This is a genomic window from Bradyrhizobium sp. Gha, from assembly GCF_900113735.1.
GTDB lineage: Bacteria > Pseudomonadota > Alphaproteobacteria > Rhizobiales > Xanthobacteraceae > Bradyrhizobium.
The window spans coordinates 34,685-53,352 of sequence record NZ_FOQM01000016.1 but is presented as its reverse complement, the minus strand read 5'-3'; the positions used below and the strand labels follow the sequence as shown (position 1 = coordinate 53,352).

Genomic DNA, 18,668 nt, shown 5'->3' with positions numbered 1-18,668 from the left:
TATTCAGGGACGTTCACGAGCGGAGAACGCCGCTTGTCGGCGACAGCGAGCGGTCGTTGTGGCGCGGCACTTCGCGAACTGAACGCTAAAGTTGGTCCGCCTTGGAGTACTTGCCCGATAGTTGAGGCGCGATTGTCTCGGCTCCGGCGAAGCCTTGGTTCTTACGATCTATCCGCGTCTCCCGTGACCACGTACGTTTCAGATCGTCCTTAACCAGTATATGAAGGCGTCCCAAGCCGAGCGCCTCCATCTCGACTAAGTCTCCGTCTTGGAAGGCATTCAGGCCGCAATGATCCGTGCCCGTGGCTACGATATCGCCTGGCATCAGCGTTTGGATCTCGCTCAGCCAGGCGATGCTCTCCGCTATTGTTGTGGTCATCGTTCTTGTGTTGAAATCCTGCTTCAGTTGCCCGTTCACCCAGGCTCTGATGTCAAGATTTTGCGGATCGGCGATTTCGTTCTTCGTCACGAGGTATGGTCCAATCGGAGCGAACGTATCGCGAGATTTCATCTGGAAGAAGGAATTCGTAGCAGGCTGAACGCCGCGGGCGGAACCATCAATGAAATTCATGTAGCCAAAGACATACTCCATCGCGTCTTTTGGAAGCACGTTCTTCGCTTGGCGGCCGATAACCACCGCAAGTTCTGCCTCGCCTTCGAAGGCGGTCGCCGGGATATTCGGCAGGACCATGGATTGGCCGGGCCCGATGATCGCGTTCGCGGCCTTATGAAAGGCGTTTACATGGGGCGATGTGATGAGGCCATCATTGTAGTTGACTGCCATGCAGAGGATGTTCCCCGGCCGAGGAACTGGCGGACCGAGTTTTACCTCGGCTAAGGAGAGGAAGCTACCTCGATCGCCCAAGATGCGCTCCCTTAGCTTATCGAATGATCCGATTAGGGCTAGAGGCAAATTCTCCCTTGCAACTTCGCTTCCTTGCGCGACGATCTCGGTAATGTCTTTCACTTGATCGTTTTCGAGTAAGCCGAGCCGGCCTTCATTGAACATGACGAATTTCATTCGGCTATTTCCTTTTCAATGGGAGGTGGCCAGGACCGGCTCTACGACCGACTGCTCCAGGCGAGAAAGAATGCTCTTCATGGCTTCTCGCAGCTGGGTGGTGGCACCCGAGGATGCACGGTCAGCGCTCCACGCGACTATTCGATCGGGCCTGACCAGTAGACAGCCCCCGTCGGATATCTCACGTACGCGCGCCCAGCCCCCGAGAGCATCATCGAACGCCTGCCTCGGACCGACGACACGTACCTCGATCGTGATCCCAAGCTCAGCCGCGACATCGGAGGCGGCTTGCCTCCACTCATCTCCACCGATCCCGGTGATTAAAGTGAATCGATCGTATGCGGTTAGATCCAGAGTGGAAACGGGGCCCTCGGGCGTTTGCAACCAAACATGGGGCAACGGCGCACCAGGCCGGGCGATCGGATGGTAGTATAACTCAGGATCTCTTTCGAACGGCGGCCATTCGGCATCTCGAGGAACGACCGCGCTGGACGAATACCTCTGGCCCATTTCTACGCCATGGGCGTTGAATTGCCAGTTCATTAGATCGATTCCCTCAGCGATCCGTCGACGACGTTTTGCGCTCTGCTCGGACGAACCAAAGATATCGTTGATTACGTGCCAGGCTTCGTCTCTGGACTGTCCTTCCCGTAAACCGATCGCGTCGGCCCAAGGAATCATGTCCTTCTGACTTTTGATCGCTCGATCGACGACCTGTCGACCAACAGGCTGCCGCTCGTCGTTAAAGCTGTCTAGAAGGCCTTCGCTTGCACTTCCACTGAGAACCATAGCTATCTTCCAGACTAGATTGTAGGAATCCTGAACGGAAGTGTTGCTACCGAGCCCGTTCGACGGAGGATGCCGATGTGCGGCATCCCCCACCAAGAAGATTCGACCATTTCGATAGCGCGCTGCAACCATATGATTGACCTGCCAACGCGTGATCTTCTTGATCTCGAATGGAACGGAAGGATCTCCTATCGCCTCTTGAATGTGCTTTCGTAGCGTGTCTTCAGACGCATCGCCGAACGCTCGATTGTAGCGTAAGAAAAAGGGATTCCATTCGTCCCAAGCGTTCACGCATGGCCATACACTCATCCAGATATCACTTCCGGGATGGCAGATGAACGTCAACGCGCCAGATCGATGCTCGACGAACTTTCGTAGATCTGCCTTCAGCCACACGCTTACAGCGTTTCCAAGGGCAGTTTCACCCTCGTATTCGAAGTTTGCGCTTTTGCCCACTACGCTTCGGGCACCATCGGCAGCAATCAGATACTTCGCGCGAATCTTGCTGATTTCCCGCGAATTTCGATCGAGAACCGTTGCCTCCACAAAGTCTCGATTTTGGGTAACCGAAGTCAATTCAAACTCGAACCTAACGTCGGCGCTGTACTTCTTCGCAGCTGACAATATGATTGGCTCGAGCAGATGTTGAGGGATATTGCATATCGAGGTCGGGCTTGCGTTCTCATAATCTTGCTTTCGGTCCGCGCCGCCTCCCCACGTCATCATGCGGCAAAGCTCCAAACCGGCGAAACTAGTCGCGAAGACTTGAGTAGCCATCTTATCTTGTGGAAGCGCGCGCGCAGCGACTTCGGCTTCGATACCCAATTCGCGGAAGACTTCCATCGTCCGCTGATTAGTGATGTGCGCTCGGGGCGAGTCTGCCGTGCCTTCGTACTTCGTCACCGTGACCGCCTTCACACCGAGGCGCGCGAGAAGCGCTGTAGCCGTAAGACCAGCGGGTCCCGCTCCAACGACAAGGACATCCGTATCGACGATGGACATTCAATTCTCCCCTTGGTCCGACGAAAATGCCGCAGACAAGTAATCGGCATTCTCGCCGGCGCCGTCCAAACTTTCTGCAAGAACGGCTATTCCCGCGAGGAGAATGACCACGGAGAGAGCTCTTTGCTCTCCCGAGCTTGATCATTGGATACTGTGATGGCCTTCATTCGGCCATTCAGGAAGTCCGGCAAGAAGCGGGCGGGTAACACCTTGGGCGACCGAAGATCGCCGCTCGGGCTCGCCCGTCAAATGCCTCAGGAGCAGCTTTCCTGCTGCAGACAACGCGTTGTCTCCCCGATGAACCACGTCGATTTGCCGGCGAGCCCAATCGTCGGTCAGCGCAATCGCCGTCAAGTTCATCGGCCTACCGATCGCTTCGAATGCGCCGTCGGGCATCAGACCAACACCAAGCCCGGATTGAATCATGCGAAGCTGGGCATCGAATCCGGTGACGTGAAGCCTTACGTTCAGATGTTTCACCACGTGCTGGGCATATGACGCCATCAACTGATGTAATGCACTATACGATTGCAGGCCGATCTGTGGATAATCGAGCGCATCGCTGACCGATACGCTGTCCTTCTCCGCCAGGACATGATCTGGGCGAACCACGAGAACCAGTCGCATAGTCTTGTAAGGTATGCGTACAAGCTGCCGGCTATCGACAATGCTGGAGCAGAGTCCGATATCGGCCGTACCTTTCTCGATCTCGTCGATAACCGCTTGGCTGGATCGCTCCGCAAGGTCGACCTTGATTTCAGGGTGCTCGGAGAAAAACCCCGCGAGCTCCTCGGGCAGGAATTGAACAACGGCACCCATGTTCGCTCTAACCCGGACGAACCCTCTTTTGCCCTTGGCGTAATCCTTCAGCTCGCTCCGAATCTGCTGAACGGTGTGCAACATGCTTCGCGCGTATCTGAGCACGGTTTCACCGGACGAGGTGCAGACCATACCGGTCGTGCCGCGGTGGAATAATTCGGATTGAAGGGCTTTCTCCAAGTCGGACAACCGCTTGCTCGCCGCAGAGGGCGCAATCCCTTCTCGGCGCGCCGCACGAGTAAGGCTGCCCTCCTCGCAAATCGCGACGAACAGCTGAAGCGTCAAGATGTCCAGATCGCGGACGAGACGTCGGTCCATGGCATATCCTCCCTGTTTGCGCGGACCGCTCTGCCGCTTTTCTGGGCTTCGAGGATCCAATTCGAACCTAGGAGCGGGTAGTAGAGATGAAAATATGTCTTGAATTCCATTCTTAGCGGACCATTATGTCCGGAATGTCCGACCTTTCCGGTGTCGCCGTTTTTGTGCAGGTCGCCGAGCTGCGAAGTTTCGTGGCAGCAGCGCGAGTTCTGGGCGTATCTCCGTCGGCTGTTGGGAAAAGCGTATCGCGGCTAGAAGAACGTCTGAGCGTCCGGCTTTTCCACAGGAGTACGCGCAGCATCAGGTTGACTCAGGAGGGGGCCACTTTCTTAGACCGCTGCCGGCGGATCCTGTCCGAGCTCAAGACGGCCGAGGCGGAACTATCCGGTGCAAGACGCACTCCGCGCGGCCGCATGCGAATATCCTTGCCGCTGGCTAGCGGCCTTCTGCTTCCTATGCTTGCCGATTTCATGCGGCAATATTCCGATATCGAATTAGACTTGGATTTCACGAACAAGTATGTGGACTTGATCGAAGAGGGATTCGATCTTGCCATTCGAGTTGGCGATCTTGACGATTCGCGCCTGATGGCGAGGAAGTGCGGGTCGTTCCGCTTGATCCTCGCCGCTTCTCCCGACTATCTGGCCAAGAAAGGCACCCCGAAGATTGTCTCGGACCTTTCCGCTCACGATTGCTTGCATTTTCGGTATGTGCGCAGTGGAAAGATCGCGAAGTGGCCCGTCCCTGAGGACGCCGAAACCTCTCTTGCGCGTCTGCCCGCTCGACTCATTTCCAACGAGAACCTCATGCTGATTGAGGCCGCGCGAGCAGGACTAGGCATAGCCTGTATCCCTGACTTCACGGTCGATCGCCATCTGCGGTCGGGCGAGCTTGCACGCGTCCTGGAGAAAGAGGTGCACCGGGAAATAGTCTGGTGGGCAGTTTGGCCGGCGAGCCCGCACGTACCACCGAAACTCAGCGTCTTTCTCGACTTCCTTACCGCCAAGTTCGCCGCGCTGCGCGAGAACCATGCATTTGCGGATGTCAGCGGCACTCCCTAGTCCTTTTTATGCTCGACACCCAACAGACGATCGCAGACTTGCTGAGCTCCTCGAGGAAAGACGAAGATCACGAGTAGGATCAGCACTCCGAAAACGGCACCGGACAGGCCTTTGGAAATTGATTCCGCCACGTTAGGAACGAAGACTATGAATGCGGCGCCCACAATGGTGCCTGGTAGCCAACCAACTCCACCAATGACGATTCCCAAAAATATCGCGACCGCCAGTTGGATCGTATACGCGTCAGGCGACACAAACTGGATCACGATCGCTCCGAGCGCCCCGGAAACGCCAGTGAAGGCAGCACTGAGTCCGAAAGCGATCGTTTTGTAGTATGCGACGTCAACGCCCATTGCCGCGGCCGCAGTTTCGTTTTCGCGAATGGCCAACATCGCCCGACCAGTCTTACTGTGAAGGAGGTTGACGGACAGAATGTAGATCCCGAGAGCAATCGTCAGCGTCAAGTAATAAAGGTACGCGTCTTGAGAGAGCGGCAAGCCTAGCGGCGTCATAGGCTTTTCGATCATCATGCCCTGAACGCCGCCGGTCCATTGTTCGATGTAATCGAGCTTCAGAAGCTGCGGTATCGTCGTGCCGAGCGCGAACGTGGCAAGAGCCAAGTAGACCCCCTTCAGACGCAATGCGGGAAATGCGAACAGAATTCCAGCGATCGCTGCGATTACCCCCGCGACCGGAATGCCCAGGAGGTAGCTAAGATGAAAGTGCTCGACAACGATTACGGCCGAATAGCCTCCGATCCCGAAAAAGGCATTCTGCCCAAGAGAAAATTGTCCGGTGAAGCCCGTCAATACGTTGAGAGCGATCAAGGCCACCGCATAGACGAGCAACATCGTCAATTGAAATGTGACGAAATCGCTGGCTGCCAATGGAAGCAATACCAGCACCAGTAATGCGAGAGGCCGAGACCATCGCAGAAGTATCGTTCTGATGCCGATCGATGATGTGCTGTCGTTTCTTGCAATCGACGTGTCCGGAAGCACCGACATATCACACCCGCTCCACGAACGCTCGCCCAAGGAGACCTTGCGGCCTCAAGCGAAGGATTGCGATGATCAGAAAGAGCGCTATCGGCAATTTTAGTTGATTGCCAGCGCCCGGGACGTATGTCCCGATGAGGTTCTCGAATACGCCGATCATGAAGCCGCCAAGAACGGCCCCCAGCGGGCTCGAAAGCCCACCCAAGACGGCCCCAGCGAAGCCATACACCAGAATGCCGCCCATCATGTTCGGCTCAAGGAATACCAATGGAGCGATAAACATTCCCGCGACCGCCCCAATGCCTGCGGCCAACGCCCAACCCAATCCGATCATCCAACTAACATTGACCCCAACGAGACGCGCTGATTCCGGATTGGAAACGGCCGCTCGCATCGCAAGGCCCACTCTAGTGAACTCAAAGAACACATACAGACTGAGCAGAAGCAACGCGGTCGCACCGATCATGCCCGCCTGATGCGCACTCAAAAGTTCACTGCCGAGGAATTGACCGTTGCCAAACGGGCTGGGAAATTCCTTGATCGTGAAGCCCCAAATCATGCCCGCGCCGCTATTTACGATGGCGAAGAGTGCAATGAAGCCGGCCACATGGGTCAGTACGGGCGCATCCGCCAGCGGTCGGAAAAGCGACCGCTCGATGGCGAAACCGGCTCCAAACGACAGGCCGATTGTCAAGCCGAACGCCACCCAGTACGGGAGGCCCCATTGAATCAGTTGCCAAGCGATGAAGGCCGAAGCCATCGCCATTTCGCCCTGCGCAAAGTTCAGATGATCGATCGCCTGATAAATCATGACGATGGAGAGAGACATGCAGGCGTATATCGCTCCAGTTGCGAGCCCAGCCAGCACTTGATTGGAAAATAGTTCCATGACCCCCTCAACAACCTAGATAAGACTTGCGAATAGCCTCGTTGCTCGCGATTTCGCTTGCGTTCCCACTTAGTACTATGCAGCCAGTCTCCACCACGTAAGCGCGACTCGAAATCTGAAGCGCGAGGTTCGCGTTTTGCTCGACAACCAGGACTGTGACCCGTTCCTCTACGTTGATCTTTCGAAGGATGTCGAAAAGCGATTGCACGATTAACGGTGCGAGCCCGAACGAGGGCTCATCAAGCAACATCAGGCGCGGGCGGAGCATGAGTGCGCGAGCGACGGCGAGCATCTGCTGTTCTCCGCCGGAAAGAGTGCCGGCCTGCTGCGTCCGACGCTCCTTGAGCTTCGGAAAGTAGCCGTACATGCGGTCCATGTCTGAGACGATGTCGGGCCGGTTTCTTCGTACCATCGCTCCTAACTGCAGGTTTTCCTCAACTGTCAGCTTGGTGAAAGTTCCTCGCCCCTGCGGCACATGGGCAATGCCGAGTTTTACGATCGCCTCAGTGCTCTTGCCCCGTAATGCGATGCCGTCGAAGACCATATCGCCCGTATGGGAGACCGAATTGCAGATCGCTCTGAGCGTGGTCGTCTTGCCAGCGCCGTTCGAGCCCAAAAGGGCCGTCACGTCGCCTTCATTCAGAGCGAACGACATTCCGTGCAATACGCGGACAGCACCGTATTGCGCCCGCAAGTCGTTGACTTCGAGCAACGCCGTCATTTCTTATCTCCTCCCAAGTATGCACGGATCACGTCTGGATGAGTCTGTATCTCGGACGGAGCTCCTTCCGCGAGCTTTCTTCCGAAATTCAACGCCACGACGCGGTCGGCTATGGACATGACGAGGCCCATGTGATGCTCGACCAGAAGAATGGTTACGCCCATCCTGTCTCGGATATGCTTTATGACGTCCCCAAGCGCATATACCTCCTCATGATTGAGTCCGCCGGCGGGTTCATCTAGCAAAAGTAATTTGGGGCGCGAGATTAGAGCACGCGCCAATTCAACGCGCTTCTGTGTGCCGAACGGAAGATCGGAGACCGTCTTCTTCTCGACCTCCGTGAGACCCAAAAATTCAATTACGTCCCTGGCTTGCGCGGTCAATTCACGCTCCCGCCGGCCACATGACGGCAATGCAAACACATCTGCAGTTACGCTGCGTGGCCCGCGCGAATGCCCGCCGATTTTCACATTGTCGAGGACCGACAGTTTTTGAAAGAGAGCTACGTTTTGGAACGTTCGCGCAATTCCCTCGTGAACGATTGCGTGAGCAGGACACTTGAGGATGCTACGGCCGCCGATGCGAATATCACCGTTGGTGGGCTGGTATAGACGGCTTAGACAATTGAACAGCGTAGTCTTGCCTGCGCCGTTAGGCCCGATCAGTCCCAGGATCTCACGCTCGCGAATATCGAATGTCACGCCATCGAGCGCGACGACCCCGCCGAACCTGATGCCGACATCTTCCACGGACAAAAGCTGACGTGCCGCGCCGACAGTCAATTAACCCTCCCCACAATCAGTAAGCTTTATTGGTCGTTCGATGGACACCGACTGACAAGCTAACGGTGTGACGGAGTGAGTCGAATCGTTTCAGGTAAAACGTCGTTCGCGCAAAGAGAACAACTCGATCGCCGTATCTAACCTGTCCGACGAAGTTCGGTGGCAGCCTTGAGAGAGTCTCCGCCGGTTGGCGGCGTGTCGTTTGTGAACACGAGTTTTTCCGAGTCGAGTTGCACAACCTGTCTACGGGTCTCGCGACCTCGCTCGTTCGGAAAAGTGCTACCCTCGACAAAAAACGAGAGCTTTCCCGACTCTGCCTCGAAGGAATAACGACCGAAGTGCGCGTATACACCTCTGATGATCGCCATGTTCTCTTCGTCCGTTCCTTTGAGGCGATCGTTCGCCACAAATTTCGGCAGATCTGGATGCATCAGAATCACTGAGTAACGACCATTCGCCAGAAAGATAAATATGCCACTCGGCTTAGATCCAAAGAAGCCCATCGTTTTGGTGGGATCTTGCGCCATTTTGTTGATGTCGGAGACGAACTCCCAGGAGCCGACCAGCGCATCTCCATCGAATTTCTTCATTTTCTTACTCCATCGTGAGATACCGTGTCGCACATTGAGCGGTAAACGAACTCGGCACCGCGCGCGATCGCCCGCCGCCCCGCTGCAAGTACGGGGAAGAACGTGTGCCAGATGTGGATCATTTCCGGCCAGATCTCCAGTTGGACCTCAACGTCGCAAGTGCCCGCACGTCTGGCCAGACCCACAGCGTCGTCAAGCAGAACCTCCGCAGCTCCGACCTGAATCAACATGGGGGGAAGGCCGCGCAGATCCGCATGGATTGGCGAAGCAAGATCTTCTTTTGGATCGCTCCCATTCAAATAGGATCCAGCAAGCTGCAGAATCATTTCGCGCTTGACCATTGGATCGACCGCCGCCTGTGTGTCGAAGCTCAAGCCTTTGGCTTCCAAATCGACCCAAGGGGAGATCAGCCAAGCGCACGCCGGTAGCGGCTTTCCGGCGTTTTTCAATGAAAGCATCGTCGCGACGGCGAGGCCTCCCCCCGCGCTGTCCCCCGCGACCGCAATATTTCGAGGGTCGACACCTACATCCAAGAGATATTGATAAGCGCGGCCGGCATCTTCGATCGCCGCTGGGAACGGATTCTCTGGTGCGAGCCGGTAATCGACGATCAGCGATCGGCAACCGCTGGATTTTCCAATCTCCGCGGCAAGATGCCTGTGACTGAGGATCGATCCGAATCCGTAACCTCCACCGTGGAGATATAGGACAACTTTGCTCTTATCCGCACCCTCGGCAGCGGCCCATTCGCCTGCTACTCCTCCCGCATCAACCTTTTCTACCTTAAAGCCGACCAGAGGATATCGCTCGGCATCGAGATCAACGAGACGCCGCAGATCATCTAGCGACTGTGGTGGCGGCGCCTCCGAAAGCATCTGTCGAATAGTCGCAAGTTCCTCATCGGCCATAATTATAAGCTCTTTCCAGCAGCTGTGCTTATCTCAAGGCCTACGACGACAGCCTCGGGGTCGTCGAGTCGCTGTGATGGAATAGCCTTTCTCGGAACGCGAAGGGTCGAACGGTCGTCGGACCTTATCGCCCGTTCGCGATTTTCGAACGGCGGTCACTGACGTCTCGGACTAACAGTTAGTTCGAGCTAGATAAGAACCACGGGGAAATTATGCGCGAAGTAGATTGCGACGTCCTTGTCGTCGGGTCCGGTGCAGCCGGCCTTACCGCTGCGATCACCGCTGAAGAAGCTGGGCTACGGGTTCTGCTTGTCGAGAAGACCGAGTTCATCGGCGGTACCACCGCATTTTCCGCCGGGGTGATCTGGATTCCGAACAACGGGCCGGCGCGAAAGCTTGGCGTCATCGATACGCCCGAAGACGCGATCCGATACCTCCGGTCCGAAACCGGGAATAAGATCGACGAGCAAAAGGCGGCCGCTTATATTCACTACGCGCCGGAAATGCTCGACTTCATGCAGTCCAAAAGCCAGGCTCAGTTCGACGCCTTGCCATCAATGCCTGACTACCATCCAGACTATCCCGGCGGATCAAAGGGTGGCCGGTCGTTGAGGCCGCGCGTTTTCGACGGTCGGCGGCTCGGCGAAAGCTTCGCCTCCCTCAGGCCGCCCATTAAGACGATGACCATCTTCGGTGGGATGATGGTCGGTAGCGCGGATCTTCCGCACCTGTACAACTTCAAAAGGTCATTGTCGTCGTTTAGCCATGCGGCGAAAATGTTCGCGCGATACTGCCTTGATCGTATCAGCCATGACCGAGGAACGCGCCTCACCAACGGCAATGCGCTCATCGCTGCGCTCCTTTTGACGGCCAATGATCGCAAGATCGCTATATGGCGCTCCTCGCCGGTCTCCGCACTGATTAGCGACAACGGTGCTGTTCACGGAGCCATCGTCTCGAAGGACGGCGAAGACATCCGAGTTGTTGCAAAGAAGGCCGTGATCCTCGCCACCGGCGGCTTTCCAGCGGACGAAGAGCAGCGGCAAGAGTTAGATCGCGACGTACACAACGGCATCCGCTTTCGCTCTCTCGCGCCGACTACAAACACCGGTGATGGCCTCAGGCTTGCGCGCTCGATGGGAGCGGGCACCGACTTTGACGTCCATCATTATGCGGCATGGACACCGGTATCGGAAGTCCCGCAGCCCGACGGCTCCACGATCGGATTTCCTCATTTCAACGACCGAGCCAAGCCGGGCTTCATAGTGGTCGACAAAAGGGGCCGGCGTTTTTGCAATGAGACCGTGTCCTATCACGATTTTGTTCCCTTGATGTTGGACGCTTGCCGGAATGATGAAACCGTCGAGGCGTTCATAATCGCCGATCATCAGTCCGTCCGACGGTGGGGAATGGGGGCAGCTCCGCCATCACCGCTCAGCATCGCGCCATTCCTACGAAGTGGCTATCTCAAGCGCGCATCCACGGTGGAAGGTCTAGCGAAGCTTTTGGGAATGGATCCAGGCGGGTTGGTCGACACGTTATCGGAGTTCAATCGATCTGCCGAGCTCGGCCAAGACCCAGCCTTCGGGCGTGGGAACGACGCATATCAGCGAATACATGGCGCGATGCACGAAAGAGGATATCACCCCAACATAGCGCCGATCAAATCCCCACCCTATTACGCACTCAGGATCATTCCAGGGGACATCGGCACATTCGCGGGTATCCGCACCAACGAAAAAGCTGAAGTGATCTCCAAGGAAGGAGCGCCGATCCCGAACCTTTATGCGGTCGGCAACGATTCCGGCAGCGTGATGCGCGGTACTTATCCCGGTGCAGGCGTTACACTCGGACCGGCAATGACTTTCGCGTATATCGCTGCTTCTCGCATCGCGGGCCGCGACGGATTCCGGCCTTGAAGGTTACTAAACCCAAGCTCTGCAAGGAGGCCTCTCGATTGCTCGTGTACGGGACGCTTTCCGAGCTGTGACTTAGCGTTCCCAAGTCCGACCGAATTCGGTCGGACTACCGTTTCCAGCGTCGCCGCAGGCGTGGAGCACCAGGCTCTCACCGACCTTCTGACGATCTTGTCTTGTCGGTGCACCAAGAGAGCGTTCTGCTCACATGCGGGAGATGCTAAGCTTTGTACGTCTCAACTCGGTACGGATCGAGCTGTCGTGCAGAAGAAATTCGCTCGAGGATAGCGGCCCTAGACCGATTTGACGACGATCGACGGGGCGGCCCATTCCTTTCCGCACGAACTCAGGCGCTATGGCCACCGTCGATATTTAGCACGGCGCCCGTAATGTATCCGGTATTGGGCCCTGCAAAGAAGGCAATCCCCTCCGCAATCTCCTCGGGCTTGCCAATACGGGAAATCGGCAGCTGAGCGACGATCGTGGGAAGAACGGCTGCAAAAGGTGCAGTCATGTCGGTCTCCATCAGGCCGGCATGGATCATATTGACCGTAATGCCGCGGGATCCGAGGTCGCGCGCCGCCCCACGGCAGTATGCTAAGATTGCCCCCTTCGTTGCGGCGTAGTCTGCCGTGCCCGGCCTTCCAGTGCGAACCGCGACTCCCGATCCCACGGTGATGATCCGACCGCCATCACGCATAACTTGAGAGGCTGCCCTAATAGTCGCGATGACACCGGTGACGTTGACCGCAAACTGCCGGTCCAAGGCTGAAACGTCGGCACCTACATCGTCTACCTTGCCGGGAATAGCCAAGGCAGCATTGTTCACCAGAATGTCGAGGCGGCCAAACTCCTCGACCACGCTTCCGATTAAACCTGAAGCGGCCGCCGGATCTGCTTGATCGGCCTTGAATGCAATCGACCTGACACCCTTGTCAGTGATTTGCCGAACAATCGCGTCCGCTTTTTCACTTGAATTGACATAACTGATCGCGACATGTGCGCCGCGCTCAGCGAGCAGCAAAGCCGTCGCGGCACCCAGCCCTCGCGATCCCCCTGTCACCAGAGCCACTTTGCCTTCCAATAATTTGCTCATGCCTGTCGCTTTCGTTCTTAAATGGGTGATAGCGCCGGCTAGTAGAAAAACAGAAGGGCCAGCCCAGCAATCCTTCCGTTGAGAACGCTGGTTCTCAGGATGCGAAGTCGGGCCGCCGGGCGCCGCGGTAGGTCGGCACCGATTGCACCTGGAAGGCGAGATTGGTCCGCGCAAGCCGCGTTCATAGAGCCGACCGAAGCGAAGCTGGCCACAGGACTGCGCCAAGGGCAAGTAGCCCAGTTCGTCCAGGACGATGAGTTTCATCCCGGTTAGATGCTCGGCGAGCCGTTTTGCCGTCAGTTCCGATGCAGATTCTGAAGCCAGGTGAGTAGGCCCACGCCCAACGAAGACGCAACTTAGAAGCATGTACGGGCATAGTACTACCTCGAGCGTTCGCAGGCGCAGCGCAAAGATTGGGGGTAAACTAGCAGACTTTTGGCGCATTTCCATTTACGTGTAGGAAAACTATGCTTCTATCCGAAGTCGATCCGAATCGCACTAATGCTGGCACCACCGGAGATCGCCCATTCCTTATTTCCCGATAACTCCAGATTTGAATGCAAGTAAACGCCCGCTTGGAAATCCTGTCCGCGTCGCGGGCATCGAGTGCGCGTGTTAAACTGCCGCGTTCAGGCGTCACGCCAGGAGATTTCGGGTGCCAAATATCAGCCTAGAGGAAGCCGCCGCCGTCTTGAAGAAGAGCTCCGAATTCCGAGTTCTCCGACGACTTGTCCCAACTGCCAAGACGAATGCAGACCTAGCAGCTGAAAAGTTGGTGGGCATTATCTTGGACGTTGAAACGACTGGCCTGGATTCAGAACTAGATGAAGTGATCGAGCTTGCGATGCTTAAGTTCAACTTCGATCGCGAAGGTCACATAGGCGCCGTATTGGATTCTTTCCGGGCATTCAATGAACCGCAGAAGCCAATACCGTCGTCAGTTACAGACCTAACCGGTATTACCGACGAGATGGTAGCCGGAAAGCGAATTGCAGAACAAGATATCCATGATTTTCTTGGCGATGCAGCGCTCATAATAGCCCACAACGCTGCATTCGATCGACCTTTTTGTGAAAAGCTTTCAAACCTCTTCGCTTCATATCCGTGGGGGTGCTCAGCCACGGAGATTCCTTGGCGGGACGAGGGCATCGTCGGATCACGACTGGAGTACATCGCGCAAAGCTTCGACTTCTTCTATGACGCCCACAGAGCCGAGGACGACTGCAACGCAGTTGCCGAAGTTCTATCTCTGACTTTGCCAAAGTCCGGGCAACTAGCGATGAGCGCATTGCTAACTAGAGCTCGCCGTATAGAGACTCGCATTTTTGCAACAGGCGCACCGTTCGAGCTTCGTCTTCTACTTAAGCGGAGGGGCTATCGGTGGAATGGCAGCATCAATCAGTATCCAAGGGCATGGTGGCGGGACGTCGCCCCGACTGATGCGGATGATGAGATCTCATTTCTGAGAGGTTTAGGCGATTCCGTATTGCCGGAGACATTTTCCATGAGTGCTCGAAACCGTTTTCGCAACATACTGAATTAGGCGAATGTCATCACGTTGGGACGAGGTGAAAAGAATTCCCATCGACGAAGTGGCACAACGGCTCGGTGTTCCACTCTCGCGCCGGGCTGGAATGCGATGTCCGTTCCCTGACCATAAAGATAAGAACCCTTCATTCTCGATAGATCGAAAGAAGAACCTCTGCTTTTGCCACGGTTGCGGGAGAGGCGGATCGGTCATTGATTTTGCATCCATCATAACTGGAAAGTCATCTTCTGAAGTCGTTTCTTGGCTAAGCCAGTCAATTCGGCAATCCAAGACGAGTTCACACCAATATTCGAGGATCGCTCCCGCAGAAGAGCCTGAGACGGAGGATGCGCAATGTGTCGCCAACCCTGCGATCTTTGATCATTTCGCTTCGTTATGCCCCCCTGCAGAGCGTGGACAACAGTACCTGCTCAATCGAGGAATATCGGAGCACACACAAAAATCATTTCGCATCGGCTTTATTGGGAACAGCGACGATGTCTTGAAGCGGCTACTGAGCAAATATGGAACGGCGGCGCTGGTGAGCTGTGGGCTTATATTTCCAGACAAGGCACCCGAACTGGTCTTTCCGAGCAGAAGCCTTCTAGTTCCGTTCGTCACTGGCGGCGAGATTGTGTACTTTCAGAGCCGCTCTATTTCCAACTCTACAAGACGTTGGATGGGCCTCAATGGCGTCCGCAAACTGATCTTCAATCAAGACGCAGTGTCTCAGGCTAAGAACATCTACATCTGCGAAGGCGTAACAGACACCCTCTCCGCCACCGAGATGGGGTTGACCGCCATCGGCCTGACTGGTGCCAGCACAACTTTCTCGACCAATCTCTTGAGATCGATGCGGAGTAAAACGGCATATATCATTCCTGACAATGACGAAGCCGGGAAAGCGATGGAGGCCCGCGTCACCGCGCTATTTCGACGAGCCGGGATTCAATTCGTAGTGCAACGGGTACCGCACGGAAAAGATCTAAACGACTACCTGGTATGGCGGAAACAGAAGTGAGCAGGATTTTCGATTTTCTTGTCAGCGCTGAAAACCTTAATTGGGCGTGGCAAAAAGCTCGGCGGCTATATCGAATGGCCGACGGCGTGTACGACATTGCTGAGGTTTCGGCATTCGAACTCAACTTAGAAAATGAACTGGAATCGATACAGAGAGCATTTAGATCCCTCTCGTACAAGCTAACGCCTCTCGTTCTATTGCCACAGCCAAAGAAATCCGACGCGCAGGGAAATCCCCAGATGCGCCAGAGTTTCCATGTAGCCGTGCGCGATCAAGTCGCTTGGATTGCAATAGCGAATGCGGTCGGACCACACCTAGATTCAAAGATGCCCGCTTGGAGTTATGGGCATCGACTTTACAAAGCTGCATGGTACGAAACGGAGCGCGGCCAACATCGGCTGGAAACAGGCCCCTACAGACACTCAAGCGGACAACTCTATCGTCGCTTCAAACACAGCTGGCCGCTATTCAGAAGACATGTGTCGCTGACTGCGAGGGCTATGGCGAACGGCTTGGACAACCAAGAGCAACTAGATGCTTCCGAACGAAATGCTTTGAATTTTGCCGAACGACCAACATATCTAAACGAAGGATTCTGGCCGAAGACGGAAGGGCATCAACTATACTACGCGTCGATCGACCTGGAGAGGTTCTATCCCAACACTACGATCGAGGCTGTACTTCGCGGGATAAAAGAGAATCTCGATGAATACGAACAAGAGCAAGACCTTCAGGCGCTACTAGCGAGGATGCTCTCGTTCACCATTGGAACTCGACGCAGCGCTTATCTGCGGGACCCCATCTGCCAGCCCGAGACAAGGCCCGGCGCATTCCGCGGGATTCCAACGGGATTAATGGTAGCTGGCTTCCTATCGAATGCAGCAATGCTTCCTCTCGATCTGGCAATCAACGCCAGAGTTCAAGAGCGAAGGCGAATAGCGCACTTTCGGTTTGTCGACGATCACGTCATTCTGGCATATCGCTTCGAGGATTTGGTTGATTGGATTCGGGCCTACAAGAGCGATCTCGCTGCATTTTCGATCGGGCCCATCATCTCCGACAAGAAATACAGCCCAGCCAATCTCGCGGCGGTGATTAATGCAGACGCGCCAACTGAAGCAGCAGATGCGGTTAAAGCTCAGTGCGAGATCGACGGCCTGCGTCCGGCCAAGCTTATGACGAAGACACTTGCTCTTGTTTCAGACTTGGCTGGCGCAGGCTTCGAGATCATGCCTGATCATGCTCGTGAGCAAAGGCTGAGCGAGCTTGAGTGGCTCTTGCTGGCCAACCTGCCAGACGATGAAATTCGCTCTGATACTAGAGCCGCATTCGCAGCAGGCAGAATATCCGCCTTGGTTCCAATGTCATTTGATCATTCGATCGAATTGCTAGAGAGCCACAGAAGATTGTCAGATCTACAAGCCAAGCCGCAAGCCAACAGAGAACTCATTGCCGAGGCCCAAAATATTGCAAATCAACAGCGGCTATCACAGGCAAATTCGGATCGCCGTCGCCTCAATCACTATTTCAAACTGCTGCTTCAGGCATTCCATGACTATCCGGACAAGCCCCGGCTGTTCATTCGCGCACTGGACTACTGCCGGACCACGGGTCAGAGGGGAACACCCGAGCTATTGAAGTGGATCGTCTCTGAGCTTGAGACTAGTTCAAAGAGGCCTCTCGCCACCTATCTTGGCCCGTTAGCGATCCAGACGATAGCTCGCCATATCGTGACAGCTGCCTTCGATATGTCAGACTATCAATTGCTCGAACGACAAAGGAGGGCCGCACGAAGTTACCTAATCAGCCTAACTCGCAAGCCGACGCAGCTTCTGCTGCGCCAAATCTTAGCGCTAGAGGAGGATACATTCGCCGGAGTGGCATCAAGAAATGCGCTGTTAGCCGCAGTTTCGTACGCCACCGAAGCAATTGAGCATGAGCGATCCAAAGAGAAGATGAAGGCGCTTGCCGCGTTTTTGGACGCGCCGAGCCTAACAACAGCCTCGTCGCGATGGCTTGCTCGCACTGGCTCGCCGATCGGCGTGTGGGTGCATTGGCTGGACTCTGTTCGTCCCGACAGAGAGTTTGGCCCTGGCTTAGCGTGGCAACTGTCGCGCGATAGCCACGACCCAAGCGATCTATTTGACCGCAATAGCTTGAGAAAGGGCCCTCAGCAGATGTCCTCACGAGGCTCTGCTTTCTGGGGCGAGCATCCACGGTTCTTGAACATGTCGGATGCAGGCTGGCTACTCGAACAGAGACGATCCGAGTATCCCATCCGAATTGAGGAGACGTCGAGACGTTCCTCACTCTTTCGCAAGATTGTCAGCCACACCCGCGCATTGGAAAGGTCGGGAGGGCTTTCGCTTGAAGACTGGGTCGCTCTCATTACCGAGCTTCCGAGTGACGACCCACGCGTTGGCGAGTGGACGGCACTAGAAATTATTCGACAGTTGGTCGCAGCCGTAGAGATATTTCCCACCGGAAGGCTCGAGACACTCGATGAGCTTCATCCATCCAACATCATGGTTCCGGCGAGTTGGCGCGAACCTAAACCGCCCGGTAATTTCACATTGCCACGGTGGACATGGGAGTCTTGGAAGCAAGTAATTCGCGAGAATGGGGCGAGTGTGGCTATCGTCAAGCCTCCGATATCTGACTTTCGCCGTGATCTAACCGAGCCAAATGAAGATAGCGATCCCGAGCACCTTTGGCTCAGACGCTTGAGAGGTATCGGCCTATTGCTACTCGGCTTATGCAGCAAGAATCTAGCGCTTCCGGCAGCATGGAACATTAGAGGAGCAGAACGTGACGTCGGCAGATACGTCAGGGTTCGATTAGAGGAAGCGACGATCTCATCTCGGACACAAGGCATCATCGAAGCCGCGCTCTTGTCGAGGAGCGTTGAAACCGCGCTTATTCGATTCAATCCACAGATCTTCTTCGGATCTCGGAAGTCCGAGACTGTAAATGATACTGCAACGGATCCGCCCCTCATTTCGGACGTTGAGGCGCTGCTCAAAGAGATTCGCGCCGCGCAGACCGTCCTAGAAGGGCGGCAAATCAGCGTCCTGCATCATGCCCCTCGCCAACTGGTGCCGATGAATGTTTTTCAGCTCACACGAGTGGCCACTCCATTAGATCTTTTTCCGGATGATCAAGAATGATCCAATTTGAGCAGTCTCTTAAACTGGGAATAATCCAGACAA

Annotated in this window: 15 protein-coding genes and 1 pseudogene; 5 read left to right on the top strand and 11 right to left on the bottom strand. The window is 55.5% G+C overall.

The features are described 5' to 3' along the window. Positions 1–85: 85 nt before the first annotated feature. From BM222_RS19940 to BM222_RS19930, 3 genes are all read right to left on the bottom strand, one after another. Positions 86–1,021, bottom strand: coding sequence for a fumarylacetoacetate hydrolase family protein (locus tag BM222_RS19940; protein WP_092230697.1), 936 nt, complete (start codon positions 1,019–1,021; stop codon positions 86–88). A 15-nt stretch (positions 1,022–1,036) separates the two neighbouring features. After that, positions 1,037–2,812, bottom strand: a complete 1,776-nt coding sequence (locus BM222_RS19935) for an FAD-dependent monooxygenase (protein WP_092230695.1) — start codon at positions 2,810–2,812, stop codon at positions 1,037–1,039. 141 nt (positions 2,813–2,953) lie between these two features. After that, positions 2,954–3,949, bottom strand: a complete 996-nt coding sequence (locus BM222_RS19930; RefSeq protein ID WP_092230693.1) for a LysR family transcriptional regulator — start codon at positions 3,947–3,949, stop codon at positions 2,954–2,956. Between the two features lie 134 nt (positions 3,950–4,083). Between BM222_RS19930 and BM222_RS19925 the strand changes: the two genes are divergently transcribed. Beyond that, positions 4,084–5,010, top strand: coding sequence for a LysR family transcriptional regulator (locus BM222_RS19925; RefSeq protein ID WP_092230988.1), 927 nt, complete (start codon positions 4,084–4,086; stop codon positions 5,008–5,010). On the opposite strand, the gene BM222_RS19920 is transcribed toward BM222_RS19925, so the two are convergent. The 6 genes from BM222_RS19920 to BM222_RS19895 form a co-directional block, all read right to left on the bottom strand. Continuing rightward, positions 5,007–6,017: a branched-chain amino acid ABC transporter permease gene (locus tag BM222_RS19920; RefSeq protein ID WP_092230692.1), complete on the bottom strand. Its 1,011-nt coding sequence runs from the start codon at positions 6,015–6,017 to the stop codon at positions 5,007–5,009. The two genes, BM222_RS19925 and BM222_RS19920, sit on opposite strands and share 4 nt — an antisense overlap. A 1-nt stretch (position 6,018) precedes the next feature. Beyond that, entirely contained in the window at positions 6,019–6,897 is an 879-nt protein-coding gene (locus BM222_RS19915) for a branched-chain amino acid ABC transporter permease (protein WP_092230690.1), read from the bottom strand. 7 nt (positions 6,898–6,904) lie between these two features. Continuing rightward, positions 6,905–7,618 carry an ABC transporter ATP-binding protein gene (locus BM222_RS19910; protein WP_092230688.1) on the bottom strand — a complete coding sequence of 238 codons (714 nt, stop codon included), beginning with the start codon at positions 7,616–7,618 and terminating at the stop codon, positions 6,905–6,907. After that, entirely contained in the window at positions 7,615–8,400 is a 786-nt protein-coding gene (locus tag BM222_RS19905; RefSeq protein WP_092230685.1) for an ABC transporter ATP-binding protein, read from the bottom strand. Before BM222_RS19905 ends, BM222_RS19910 begins: the two co-directional genes overlap by 4 nt. 137 nt (positions 8,401–8,537) lie before the next feature. After that, on the bottom strand, positions 8,538–8,990 hold the full coding sequence (locus BM222_RS19900) for a lipocalin-like domain-containing protein (RefSeq protein ID WP_092230682.1): 453 nt from the start codon (positions 8,988–8,990) through the stop codon (positions 8,538–8,540). Continuing rightward, positions 8,987–9,898 (bottom strand): alpha/beta hydrolase, encoded by a 912-nt coding sequence (locus tag BM222_RS19895; protein ID WP_092230679.1) that lies wholly within the window; start codon positions 9,896–9,898, stop codon positions 8,987–8,989. The genes BM222_RS19900 and BM222_RS19895 overlap by 4 nt, the downstream gene beginning before the upstream one ends. 212 nt (positions 9,899–10,110) lie before the next feature. Here BM222_RS19895 and BM222_RS19890 point away from each other — a divergent pair, with 212 nt between their 5' ends. Then, entirely contained in the window at positions 10,111–11,817 is a 1,707-nt protein-coding gene (locus tag BM222_RS19890) for an FAD-dependent oxidoreductase (RefSeq protein ID WP_092230677.1), read from the top strand. Between the two features lie 343 nt (positions 11,818–12,160). Here the strand turns inward: BM222_RS19890 and BM222_RS19885 are convergent, their stop codons facing one another. Together BM222_RS19885 and BM222_RS42175 are read right to left on the bottom strand one after the other, a co-directional pair. Next, the gene (locus tag BM222_RS19885) at positions 12,161–12,910 is read right to left on the bottom strand and encodes an SDR family NAD(P)-dependent oxidoreductase (RefSeq protein ID WP_092230675.1); all 750 of its coding nucleotides are present in this window, start codon (positions 12,908–12,910) and stop codon (positions 12,161–12,163) included. A 180-nt stretch (positions 12,911–13,090) separates the two neighbouring features. After that, positions 13,091–13,198: pseudogene (locus BM222_RS42175) on the bottom strand (IS21-like element helper ATPase IstB); the annotation flags it as partial. 367 nt (positions 13,199–13,565) lie between these two features. On the opposite strand from BM222_RS42175, the gene BM222_RS19880 reads away from it, so the two are divergent. Genes BM222_RS19880 through BM222_RS19870 form a run of 3 tightly spaced genes read left to right on the top strand, consistent with a single transcriptional unit; the run spans position 13,566 to position 18,626 of the window. Beyond that, positions 13,566–14,453 (top strand): 3'-5' exonuclease, encoded by an 888-nt coding sequence (locus BM222_RS19880; protein WP_092230672.1) that lies wholly within the window; start codon positions 13,566–13,568, stop codon positions 14,451–14,453. Between the two features lie 4 nt (positions 14,454–14,457). Further along, on the top strand, positions 14,458–15,459 hold the full coding sequence (locus BM222_RS19875; RefSeq protein ID WP_092230669.1) for a toprim domain-containing protein: 1,002 nt from the start codon (positions 14,458–14,460) through the stop codon (positions 15,457–15,459). Continuing rightward, complete coding sequence (locus tag BM222_RS19870; RefSeq protein ID WP_143106001.1) at positions 15,456–18,626, top strand: RNA-directed DNA polymerase; 3,171 nt, start codon at positions 15,456–15,458, stop codon at positions 18,624–18,626. Before BM222_RS19875 ends, BM222_RS19870 begins: the two co-directional genes overlap by 4 nt. Positions 18,627–18,668: the final 42 nt, after the last annotated feature.

What these genes read in the sequence shown, in the direction of transcription:
- BM222_RS19940 (WP_092230697.1), bottom strand. Translation starts at nt 1,021, where the DNA reads ATGAAATTCGTCATGTTCAATGAAGGCCGGCTCGGCTTACTCGAAAAC.
- BM222_RS19935 (WP_092230695.1), bottom strand. Translation starts at nt 2,812, where the DNA reads ATGTCCATCGTCGATACGGATGTCCTTGTCGTTGGAGCGGGACCCGCT.
- BM222_RS19930 (WP_092230693.1), bottom strand. Translation starts at nt 3,949, where the DNA reads ATGGACCGACGTCTCGTCCGCGATCTGGACATCTTGACGCTTCAGCTG.
- BM222_RS19925 (WP_092230988.1), top strand. Translation starts at nt 4,084, where the DNA reads ATGTCCGACCTTTCCGGTGTCGCCGTTTTTGTGCAGGTCGCCGAGCTG.
- BM222_RS19920 (WP_092230692.1), bottom strand. Translation starts at nt 6,017, where the DNA reads ATGTCGGTGCTTCCGGACACGTCGATTGCAAGAAACGACAGCACATCA.
- BM222_RS19915 (WP_092230690.1), bottom strand. Translation starts at nt 6,897, where the DNA reads ATGGAACTATTTTCCAATCAAGTGCTGGCTGGGCTCGCAACTGGAGCG.
- BM222_RS19910 (WP_092230688.1), bottom strand. Translation starts at nt 7,618, where the DNA reads ATGACGGCGTTGCTCGAAGTCAACGACTTGCGGGCGCAATACGGTGCT.
- BM222_RS19900 (WP_092230682.1), bottom strand. Translation starts at nt 8,990, where the DNA reads ATGAAGAAATTCGATGGAGATGCGCTGGTCGGCTCCTGGGAGTTCGTC.
- BM222_RS19895 (WP_092230679.1), bottom strand. Translation starts at nt 9,898, where the DNA reads ATGGCCGATGAGGAACTTGCGACTATTCGACAGATGCTTTCGGAGGCG.
- BM222_RS19890 (WP_092230677.1), top strand. Translation starts at nt 10,111, where the DNA reads ATGCGCGAAGTAGATTGCGACGTCCTTGTCGTCGGGTCCGGTGCAGCC.
- BM222_RS19885 (WP_092230675.1), bottom strand. Translation starts at nt 12,910, where the DNA reads ATGAGCAAATTATTGGAAGGCAAAGTGGCTCTGGTGACAGGGGGATCG.
- BM222_RS19875 (WP_092230669.1), top strand. Translation starts at nt 14,458, where the DNA reads ATGTCATCACGTTGGGACGAGGTGAAAAGAATTCCCATCGACGAAGTG.